9 protein-coding genes and 2 pseudogenes are annotated in these 8931 nt (G+C 62.6%); 4 read left to right on the top strand and 7 right to left on the bottom strand.

What is annotated here, in order from left to right; all coding sequences use genetic code 11:
• Nucleotides 1–93 precede the first annotated feature (93 nt).
• Entirely contained in the window at nucleotides 94–837 is a 744-nt protein-coding gene (locus ACK59Z_RS20325; RefSeq protein WP_409293605.1) for a hypothetical protein, read from the bottom strand.
• A 405-nt stretch (nucleotides 838–1242) separates the two neighbouring features.
• Here ACK59Z_RS20325 and ACK59Z_RS20320 point away from each other — a divergent pair.
• A pseudogene (locus tag ACK59Z_RS20320) lies at nucleotides 1243–2274 on the top strand (methyl-accepting chemotaxis protein); the annotation flags it as partial.
• Nucleotides 2275–2301: 27 nt separating this feature from the next.
• On the top strand, nucleotides 2302–3183 hold the full coding sequence (locus ACK59Z_RS20315; RefSeq protein WP_370626784.1) for a methyl-accepting chemotaxis protein: 882 nt from the start codon (nucleotides 2302–2304) through the stop codon (nucleotides 3181–3183).
• A 96-nt stretch (nucleotides 3184–3279) separates the two neighbouring features.
• On the opposite strand, the gene ACK59Z_RS20310 is transcribed toward ACK59Z_RS20315, so the two are convergent.
• Nucleotides 3280–4470 carry a benzoate/H(+) symporter BenE family transporter gene (locus tag ACK59Z_RS20310; RefSeq protein WP_003252785.1) on the bottom strand — a complete coding sequence of 397 codons (1191 nt, stop codon included), beginning with the start codon at nucleotides 4468–4470 and terminating at the stop codon, nucleotides 3280–3282.
• Nucleotides 4471–4614: 144 nt separating this feature from the next.
• On the opposite strand from ACK59Z_RS20310, the gene ACK59Z_RS20305 reads away from it, so the two are divergent.
• Both ACK59Z_RS20305 and ACK59Z_RS20300 read left to right on the top strand, forming a co-directional pair.
• Nucleotides 4615–5217, top strand: a complete 603-nt coding sequence (locus tag ACK59Z_RS20305) for a glutathione S-transferase family protein (RefSeq protein WP_003252786.1) — start codon at nucleotides 4615–4617, stop codon at nucleotides 5215–5217.
• A 377-nt stretch (nucleotides 5218–5594) separates the two neighbouring features.
• Nucleotides 5595–5660: pseudogene (locus ACK59Z_RS20300) on the top strand (glutathione S-transferase family protein); the annotation flags it as partial.
• Nucleotides 5661–6000: 340 nt separating this feature from the next.
• Here the strand turns inward: ACK59Z_RS20300 and ACK59Z_RS20295 are convergent.
• From ACK59Z_RS20295 to ACK59Z_RS20275, 5 genes are all read right to left on the bottom strand, one after another.
• Entirely contained in the window at nucleotides 6001–6372 is a 372-nt protein-coding gene (locus tag ACK59Z_RS20295; RefSeq protein WP_010952857.1) for a glutaredoxin, read from the bottom strand.
• Nucleotides 6373–6431: 59 nt separating this feature from the next.
• A complete protein-coding gene (gene folE / locus ACK59Z_RS20290) occupies nucleotides 6432–6977 on the bottom strand; it encodes a GTP cyclohydrolase I FolE (protein ID WP_003252789.1) in 546 nt (181 codons plus the stop codon).
• Nucleotides 6978–7047: 70 nt separating this feature from the next.
• Nucleotides 7048–7608, bottom strand: a complete 561-nt coding sequence (locus ACK59Z_RS20285) for a Smr/MutS family protein (protein WP_003252791.1) — start codon at nucleotides 7606–7608, stop codon at nucleotides 7048–7050.
• 260 nt (nucleotides 7609–7868) lie between these two features.
• Nucleotides 7869–8189, bottom strand: a complete 321-nt coding sequence (locus ACK59Z_RS20280; protein ID WP_004577080.1) for a hypothetical protein — start codon at nucleotides 8187–8189, stop codon at nucleotides 7869–7871.
• Nucleotides 8190–8274: 85 nt separating this feature from the next.
• Nucleotides 8275–8865 (bottom strand): cysteine hydrolase family protein, encoded by a 591-nt coding sequence (locus ACK59Z_RS20275; RefSeq protein ID WP_003252796.1) that lies wholly within the window; start codon nucleotides 8863–8865, stop codon nucleotides 8275–8277.
• Between the last annotated feature and the right edge of the window lie 66 nt (nucleotides 8866–8931).

Raw genomic sequence — 8931 nt, 5'->3', positions numbered from 1 at the left:
GATCACCAGGCCCAAGCCTACTATGTCGCGCATGGACAGGATGGGCGTGCCCAGACCGTTCTGAGCAAGCCGGGCAGTCCGCCGGCCACCCGGCTAAAAGCTGACACCTATTTTCAGGCCATACTCGTCACGGGTTTGTTCGTCCGAGTCAGTCATCAGGAACTGCCCATCCAGTTCATAGTTGTAGCGGCTGAAGTAAAGCGAAGCGTATACCGGCACAGAACCGTGTTGGTTGAACAGCACACTAAGTTCGGCAAAGGGGTTGGTGGTATCTTTCAAATCAACCTCTTCGTTGCTGATGCCATGTATTTTCAATTGCGAATCGCCATTGATAACCTGGCGTATGCCCGCTTCGAAACGCAAGGTGGCATTATTGAAGCGGTAATTGTAACCCGCTACCAGCTTGGCGAACGGCGTGCGGTTGGTAAGGTCGACATCATGGCGGCTGGTATTGGGTTCCAAGCGGTTCCATTTGTAGCCGGCGCCCAGCAGCAGGTCGACTGAATGCCGTTCGGCCAGTGCCAACCGCCAGCCCAGGTCCAGGTCGGCCTGGCCGTCCTTGAGGTTCTGGTCATGCTGTTTCGAGTACATGCCACTGGCCTCGGCCTTGTAGACAAGGCCTTGTGTGGCCGTCATCTTGTTGCCGTAGTTGATGAATAAACCCCCTTCTGGCATATCTTCGGTTTCATTATTACGGCCGTTGAGTTCCAGTTGGGTGTAGCTCCCTTGTAAGCCGAGGGTGAACAACGGGGCGGTGGAAGTTTCGGCGTATCCAACGGTTGGCACAGTAAACAGCAGCAACGGGGTGACCGCAGCAGTAAATATGGCTGTTTTCATTACAAGCTCCAGGGTGCACTGCAGGTCCGGAGAACGGGCCAGTTACCGATCACGATAGCGACGTTTTTATTGTGTGCAGGGCTCTTTAAAAAAATTTCAATGCCCCACTTTTGGCGCAAATTTAATGGCGTCAATAGTGGTTTATAAAGTGTGGGTTGGAATAAATGAATGTTTTACTTGCGCCGATTTAATATGGGTGGGCGCCGTCGCAGGTTGAGGGACGGGCTATCATTGATGGCCTAGTGATATCGTTTACAGCTGGCACTGAAAGCGACCCTTTTGCAGCCAAAAACGACAAGACATAGCTATTTGACACTATTCTGACGTCAGCCCCTTGTTCATTGGCAGACAACGTTGCCACCCTTAGCCTTCGGGATAACCTCACTGGCTGAAAGGGGATCGGCGATGGGCGCGAGCAAGCACGGTGTGCTGGCCAACCTGGGCATGGCCCGCAAACTTGGCCTGGGCTTTGCCTTGGTGCTGCTGCTGACACTGGCGGTGGCGGCTATCGGCGTCGCGGCGTTGCACAGCGTTGGCCAGCGCTTCGACAGCTTGCGTCAGCTGGCCCAGTTCAATACCGACTTGCTGCGTTTGCGCGAGCATGAGCAGGCGTTTGCCCTGCGCTCCGACATGCAGCAGGCCGACGCCTTGCGTGGCGGCCTGCAGGGCTTGGTGGAACGCGCCCGCGGCCTGCCGGCGCTGGCGGCGGCGCAAACCGATCTTGCGGCCTATGGCCAGGCCTTCGAAGCCTTTGTCGAGGCCGTGCAAGCCAAGGAGCTGGCGCTGGACATGGCCAGCTGGTCGGTGTCCAACGTGTCCAACAACCTTGATGTGCTGCAGGCCGGCCTGGCCGATGACGGCGTGTACACCCTCAAGCAGTCCCAGGGCCAGCAGGGTGGCGAGTTTCTGGAGCAAGCCGCGCAGGTGGCCCAGGTGTCGCGGCTGATGCTGCAGGCCATGGACGAAGCACGGGTACGCCTGGAAAAAAGCCGCAAGGGCGAGGAGGGTGTGAGCCAGGAGCGTATTGCCCAGACGGTGGAGGCCGCTGGCCTGGTCAGCCAGTTGCAAGGCGCGGTTGGCGATGCCGGTTACCAGAGTGTGTTGGGCGAAGTGGCGGGGCACATTGGCAGTTTCTCGGAAAAACTCAACGAATACACTGACCAGCTGGCCCGCGAGCAGGGGCTCAAGGCGCAGTTGCAAGCCAGCGCCGAGCGGGTTACCGGGCGTGTCGACCAGGCCTATCTTGGGCAGGAGCAGGCCCTGCAGGGCGAGCTGCAGCGTAATGCCTTGGCCATCGGCCTGGCCACGGCGCTGGCGCTGCTTGTAGGCGTGTTGGCGGCCTGGCTGATTACCCGGGCTGTGGTCGGCCCGTTGAAGCATGTGATTGCCCGTGCCCAGCGCATTGCGGCGGGTGAGCTGGGCTTCGACGCCCAGGCGCCGCGCCGGGATGAGGTGGGGCAACTGATGCAGGCCATGCAGCAGATGGCGGCGGGGCTCTCGGGCATTGTCAGCGGCTTGCAGCAGGGCATCGAACAATTGGCCGGCAGCGCCCAGGCGTTGTCGACGGTGACTGAGCAGACCAACCGCGAGGTGGGCAGCCAGAAGGAGGAAACCGAGCAGGTGGCGACCGCCATGCAGCAGATGACTGCCACCGTGCACGATGTGGCGCGCAATGCCGAGGAGGCGGCGCAGGCGGCCCAGGCGGCGGACGAGAAGGTCGACACCGGCCAGCAGGTGGTGCGCCAGAGCATGCAGCGCATCGAGCAGCTGGCGTCGGCGGCAGAAGCTGCCAGCGCCGGCATCGACAGCCTCAGTGCCGAAATCCACACCATTGGTGACGTGCTGGAAGTGATCAAGAGCGTGGCCGAGCAAACCAACCTGCTGGCGCTTAATGCTGCCATCGAGGCTGCCCGCGCCGGCGAGCAGGGGCGCGGATTTGCCGTGGTGGCCGATGAAGTGCGCGCCCTGGCGCGGCGTACCCGGCAATCCACCGAGCAGATCGAGACCTTGGTGGCCAGCCTGCGCGGCAATGCCCAGCAGTCAGTGACGCAGATCCGCGGCAGTACCGAGCTGGTGCGGCTGGCCGTGGCCGATGCACTGCAGACCGAAAGTGCGCTGGGCAGCATTGCCGCAGCGGTGTCATTGATTCAGCAGATGAACCAGCAGATTGCCGCAGCCGCCGAGCAGCAGAGTTCGGTGGCGGAAGAGATCAGCCGCAGTGTCACGCAGATTCGTGGCAGTGCGGACCAGGCGGCGTTGGCGATGCAGGACAATGCCCGGTCCAGTGTCGAGCTGGCGCAGCTGGGCACCGATTTGAAGGGCATGGTGGGGCATTTCAGGTTGTAATCTCGTTGCCTGTGCCGGCCCATTCGCGGGTTGTGTGATTTCCCGTCGTAGGAGCGGGTTTACCCGCGAAGAGGCCACCCCAGGCAACAACAACCCTCACCCCCTGCGCGGGTTAAGAATCACCAAGGCCAACACCCCCGCCACAATCCCCCAGAACGCCGAACCAATCGAGAACAAGGTCAGCCCCGAAGCGGTCACCATAAAGGTGATCACCGCTGCCTCCCGCTCACGCGCCTCGCTCATGGCCACGGTCAAACCGTTCATGATCGAACCAAACAGGGCCAGTGCCGCAATCGACAGCACCAGTTCTTTCGGCAATGCCGCGAACAGTGCCGCCAAGGTGGCGCCGAACACCCCGGCAATGCCGTAGAAAATCCCGCACCACACCGCCGCGGTGTAGCGTTTGGCCGGGTCTTCATGGGCATGCGGCCCGGTGCAGATCGCCGCGCTGATCGCCGCCAGGTTGACCCCATGCGAGCCGAACGGCGCCAGCAGCAGCGAGGCAAAGCCGGTGGCCGAAATCAGCGGCGAGGCCGGTACCTGGTAGCCGTCGGCACGCAGGACGGCCACGCCGGGCATGTTCTGCGAGGTCATGGCCACCACGAACAGCGGAATGCCGATGCTGATGGTTGCCGCCAGCGAGAAGCTTGGGGTGGTCCACACCGGCTTGGCCACTTCCAGGTGGAAGCCGCTGAAGTCCAGCAGGCCCAACGCGCCGGACAATGCGGTGCCCACCAACAGCGCGGCCAGCACGCAATAACGCGGCGACAGGCGCTTGACCAGCAGATAGCTGAAGAACATGCCCAGCACCAGCAGCGTACGGTGCTGCGCGGCCACGAAGATTTCGCTGCCGATTTTGAACAGGATGCCCGCCAGCAGCGCCGAGGCCAGCGAGGCCGGGATGCGTTTGACCAGGCGCTCGAAGCTGCCGGTCAGGCCGCACACCAGCACCAGCAAGGCACAGGTAATGTAGGCGCCAATGGCCTCGCCATAGCTGACCCCACCCAGGCTGGTGATCAGCAGCGCCGCGCCGGGGGTGGACCAGGCGACGGTGACCGGTGTGCGGTAGCGTAGCGACAGGCCGATGCTGCATACCGCCATGCCGATCGACAGCGCCCAGATCCAGGACGAGATCTGCGCGGTGGTCAGCCCGGCCGCCTGGCCGGCCTGAAACATCAGCACCAGCGAACTGGTATAGCCGGTGAGCATGGCAATGAAGCCGGCGACCACCGCCGAGGGGGAGGTGTCTGCCAGGGGCCGCAGGCGTGCGGAAGTGGCATCGGTCATGAATAAAATCCTTGTAAAGGTGTAAGCAGTTTTTTCAGACTACAGCGAGCAAGGTTGATCCTTGCCATACAGCGGCCATTGCTTTTAGCCGTACAGTCGCCAAATATTGGGCGCAATTGCGAAACTGCTTTGCAGGGAGGGTCGATGTACAAGGTCTATGGCGACTACCAGTCGGGTAACTGTTACAAGGTCAAGCTCATGTTGAGCCTGCTGGGCCGGCCCTATGAATGGCACCCGGTGGACATCCTCAAGGGCGAGACCGAAACGCCTGAGTTTCTGGCGATGAACCCTAACGGCAAGGTACCGGTGCTGGAGCTGGAAGACGGTAGCTACCTGTGGGAGTCCAACGCCATTCTCAACTTCCTGGCCGATGGCAGCGAGTTCCTGCCCAGCGAGCCGCGCCTGCGTACCCAGGTTCTGCAGTGGCAGTTTTTCGAGCAGTACAGCCATGAGCCGTACATTGCCGTGGCGCGGTTCATCCAGTTCTACCTGGGGCTGCCGGACGAGCGCCTGGACGAGTACCGCAAATTGCACAAGGGCGGCTACAAGGCGCTGAAGGTGATGGAGCGTCAGTTGCAGATGACGCCTTACCTGGTGGGTGAGCACTACTCGATTGCCGATGTGGCGTTGTATGCCTACACCCATGTGGCGCAGCAGGGCGGCTTCGACCTGGCAGAGTACCCGGCGGTAAGGGCCTGGCTGGAGCGGGTCAGCAGCCACCCGCGGCATGTGCCGATGGTGGGTTGAAAGCCGACCTGTTTTCCAGGCGCTTGCGCAACCCTTGTGGGAGCGGGCGTGCCCGCGAACACGGGCGCAGCCCGTGCCAACCACCGCGATGCCTGCTTCGCGGGCTCGCCCGCTCCCACAAGGGATCTGCAGCGTCAGTCAGATGGCGGCAAACCGCTTATTCCGGCGGTAAGGGCCTGGCTTGAGCGGGTCAGCAGCCACCCGCGGCATGTGCCGATGGTGGACTGAAAACCGACCTGTTTTCCAGGCTTGTGGGAGCTGGCGTGCCCGCGAACACGGGCGCAGCCCGTGCCAACCACCGCGGTGCCTGCTTCGCGGGCTCGCCCGCTCCCACAAGGGATCTGCAGCGTCAGGCAGATGGCGGCAAACCGCTTATTCCGGCGGTAAGGGCCTGGCTTGAGCGGGTCAGCAGCCACCCGCGGCATGTGCCGATGGTGGGCTGAAAACCGACCTGTTTTCCAGGCTTGTGGGAGCGGGCGTGCCCGCGAACACGGGCGCAGCCCGTGCCAACCACCGCGGTGCCTGCTTCGCGGGCTCGCCCGCTCCCACAAGGGATCTGCAGCGTCAGTCAGATGGCAGCAAAGCGCTTATTCCGGCGGTAAGGGCCTGGCTTGAGCGGGTCAGCAGCCACCCGCGGCATGTGCCGATGGTGGGTTGAAAACCGACCTGTTCTCCAGGCTTGTGGGAGCGGGCGTGCCCGCGAACACGGGCGCAGCCCGTGCCAACCACCGCGGTGCCTGCTTCGCGGGCTCGCCCGCTCCCACAAGGGATCTGCAGCGTCAGTCAGATGGCGGCAAACCGCTCATCCAGGTAAGCGATGATTGCCTTGGACTCATACATCCAGGTCACCTTGCCGGCTTCTTCAATGCGCAGGCATGGCACTTTCACTCGGCCGCCACCTTCTTGCAGGGCCTGGCGGTGCACCGGGTCGTTCTTGGCGTCGCGCAGCGCCACCGGCACGTTCAAACGGTGCAGGGTGCGGCGGGTTTTGACGCAGAACGGGCAGGCGTGGAACTGGTACAGCGCCAGCCCCTTGGCCGCTTGCTCGATGCGGGCCTGGGCGGCCGCGTCGCGTTTGCGCTTGGCCGGGCGGCTGATCCAGTCACCGAAGACGATGAGCTGGCCGAGGCCAACCCGCAGGGCTTTGACGATCATGGACAACTCCTGAAATGCAAAAGCCGACCCTGAAGGGTCGGCTTGGGGTCAGCAACCAATCACTTGATCAGGCTGAGGAACTCGCTACGGGTGGCGGCGTTATCGCGGAACTCACCCAGCATCACCGAGGTGATCATGGTCGAATTCTGCTTTTCGACACCGCGCATCATCATGCACATGTGCTTGGCTTCGACCACCACGGCCACACCCGCGGCACCGGTTACCTGCTGCACGGCTTCGGCGATCTGGCGGCTGAGGTTTTCCTGGATCTGCAGGCGGCGGGCGTACATGTCGACGATACGTGCCACCTTGGACAGGCCCAGTACCTTGCCCTTCGGCAGGTAGGCAACGTGTGCCTTGCCAATGAACGGCAGCATGTGGTGTTCGCACATCGAATACAGCTCGATGTCCCGGACCAGCACCATTTCGCTGTTGTCAGAGCTGAACAAAGCGTTGTTGGTGACTTCTTCCAGTGTTTGCTCATAACCGCGGCAAAGGTACTTCATCGCCTTTGCAGCCCGCTTGGGCGTGTCGAGCAGGCCCTCACGGGAGACGTCCTCGCCAATCTGGCTGAGGATCTCGGTGTAGTTCTGTTCCAGGGACATGGATCTACCTGTGGGAAAAAATCGCAAAAACGAAGGGTACGGCGGTGAGGGCGGCGCTGCAAGCGCGGCGTTACTCGTCGCGGCCTTCGAGCATGGTTCGCTTCAGCATCACATACACCGCGCCAGTGCCGCCGTGGCGGGCACTGCACGAGGCAAAACCGAGCACTTGCGGGTGCTGGCGCAGCCAGGTGTTGACGTGGCTCTTGATCATCGGGCGCTTGCCGTCCAGGCGCGCGGCCTTGCCGTGGGTCACCCGCACGCAGCGCACCTCCAGTTTGGTGGCTTCGGCGATGAAGTCCCACAAGGTTTCGCGGGCCTTTTCCACCGTCATGCCGTGCAGGTCGAGGCTGCCCTCGAATGGAATCTGCCCCAGCTTCAGCTTGCGCAGTTGGCCTTCCTGTACGCCATCGCGGCGCCACATCAGTTCGTCTTCGGCGCCTACGTCGATGACGAACTGGTCGGACATGCCATCGATGACCAAGGCCTTGTCACTGCGCACGGTCGCCGCCTGGCGCAGGCCGGCCAGCTTCTGGCGGTCGGCCTTGGGCTTGCCGACGTCGGCACGGTCGTGGCTGATCGGCTTTACGCCGCGCACTTCGGCCTTGAACAGGGAAAAATCGTCGTCTTGCATGATGCCTCCACGTAGGCGACGTAGTTTACGCGACTGTGGGGCCGTGTGCAGCCTGTGCGGGCCTCTTCGCGGGTAAACCCGCTCCTACAGGGATTGCGTATGGCTTGTGGCCGGTGCGATCGGGGGGGCAACTGCCTTGCGTCGCGAAAGCGGTGCGCAGCGCCCCCGAGGGTTTCAGTTCACTGCATGAATTGCCGGGGCCGCTTTGCGGCCCTTTCGCGACACAAGGCCGCTCCCACAAGGACCGCGTTAGCAGCGTCTCAATCGTGCTTCTTCATCAGGTGCGGCGACAGGTTAAGCTCCCGCCCGCGGCGCAAGCGGATACGGCTGCGCCGCCAGAAACGCACACCCAGCCACAGCAACAGCAAGCCAGCCACGGTGAGGATGCTGGACAACGGTTTGTTGGCGTTGAGTTCCTGCAGGGCAGGGTAGTTGCCCAGCAGGCCGGCGACGCCGGCCATGGCCAGCAATACGCCCAGCGTCGCCAGCAGGGCCGACAGGCCGGCCGCCAGGCGGGCGCCCCAGTTACGCGGCTCGCGCGGGCGCAGGCGCTTGGCGTCGAAACTGCCTTTAAGCTTCATTCCGCTCTCCTCGGTGGATATCCGGAATTCGACCTGCTGCTGCCCATCGGGTTCCGCCCGGCTGCCGGGCGGTCCTGCAAGCCGCTCAGATCAGGCTCGCGGTGGGGGCAACGCAAGCGAAGTTGTCAGCCATCACGGCCATTTCGCACTGGTGAATCTGCGCGGCCGGAATGACGCCGTCCTTGAATGCCAGGTCGCGGGTGGCCGACGCGTCTTCTACCAGGGTGCACCGATAACCATAGTCCTTGGCGCGGCGAACGGTGGTGCTGACGCTGGAATGGCTCATGAAACCACAGACGATCAGGTCCAGGTGGCCCAGCTCCTGCAAAGTTTCGTGCAGCTTGGTGTTCTTGAACGCGTTGGGCATGCGTTTTTCGATGACGATTTCACCTTCCAGCGGCTCCAGCCCCGGAATGAACTGGCCAGCCGGCCCCTGGGGGTCGAAGCGGCCACCAACAGTGCCCAGGTGGCGAACATGGATGATCGGACGGCCGCTTTTACGGGCGGCGTCGAGCAACCTGGCGATGTTGGCCACGGCCTCGTCCATGCCTGACAGCTTCAGGGGACCACTGAGGTACTCCTTTTGTGCATCGATGATGATCAGGCTGGCGTGGCTCAGCTTGGCCGGCGGATAGTCGCGGCCAGTGAGGCGAAACATCGTGGTTGGAACGGACATCAAGGGCTCCTTGGATAGGGCTTTTGTATACCTATTCTCCCCTGCCTTGGCGCCAATGGGAATGGT

Source organism: Pseudomonas sp. KCJK9058 (genome assembly GCF_046230975.1).
Classification (GTDB): Bacteria; Pseudomonadota; Gammaproteobacteria; order Pseudomonadales; family Pseudomonadaceae; genus Aquipseudomonas; species Aquipseudomonas alloputida.
This window is presented reverse-complemented; position numbering and strand designations above follow the sequence as displayed.

What these genes read in the sequence shown, in the direction of transcription:
- ACK59Z_RS20325 (WP_409293605.1), bottom strand. Translation starts at nt 837, where the DNA reads ATGAAAACAGCCATATTTACTGCTGCGGTCACCCCGTTGCTGCTGTTT.
- ACK59Z_RS20315 (WP_370626784.1), top strand. Translation starts at nt 2,302, where the DNA reads ATGCAGGCCATGCAGCAGATGGCGGCGGGGCTCTCGGGCATTGTCAGC.
- ACK59Z_RS20310 (WP_003252785.1), bottom strand. Translation starts at nt 4,470, where the DNA reads ATGACCGATGCCACTTCCGCACGCCTGCGGCCCCTGGCAGACACCTCC.
- ACK59Z_RS20305 (WP_003252786.1), top strand. Translation starts at nt 4,615, where the DNA reads ATGTACAAGGTCTATGGCGACTACCAGTCGGGTAACTGTTACAAGGTC.
- ACK59Z_RS20295 (WP_010952857.1), bottom strand. Translation starts at nt 6,372, where the DNA reads ATGATCGTCAAAGCCCTGCGGGTTGGCCTCGGCCAGCTCATCGTCTTC.
- folE (WP_003252789.1), bottom strand. Translation starts at nt 6,977, where the DNA reads ATGTCCCTGGAACAGAACTACACCGAGATCCTCAGCCAGATTGGCGAG.
- ACK59Z_RS20285 (WP_003252791.1), bottom strand. Translation starts at nt 7,608, where the DNA reads ATGCAAGACGACGATTTTTCCCTGTTCAAGGCCGAAGTGCGCGGCGTA.
- ACK59Z_RS20280 (WP_004577080.1), bottom strand. Translation starts at nt 8,189, where the DNA reads ATGAAGCTTAAAGGCAGTTTCGACGCCAAGCGCCTGCGCCCGCGCGAG.
- ACK59Z_RS20275 (WP_003252796.1), bottom strand. Translation starts at nt 8,865, where the DNA reads ATGTCCGTTCCAACCACGATGTTTCGCCTCACTGGCCGCGACTATCCG.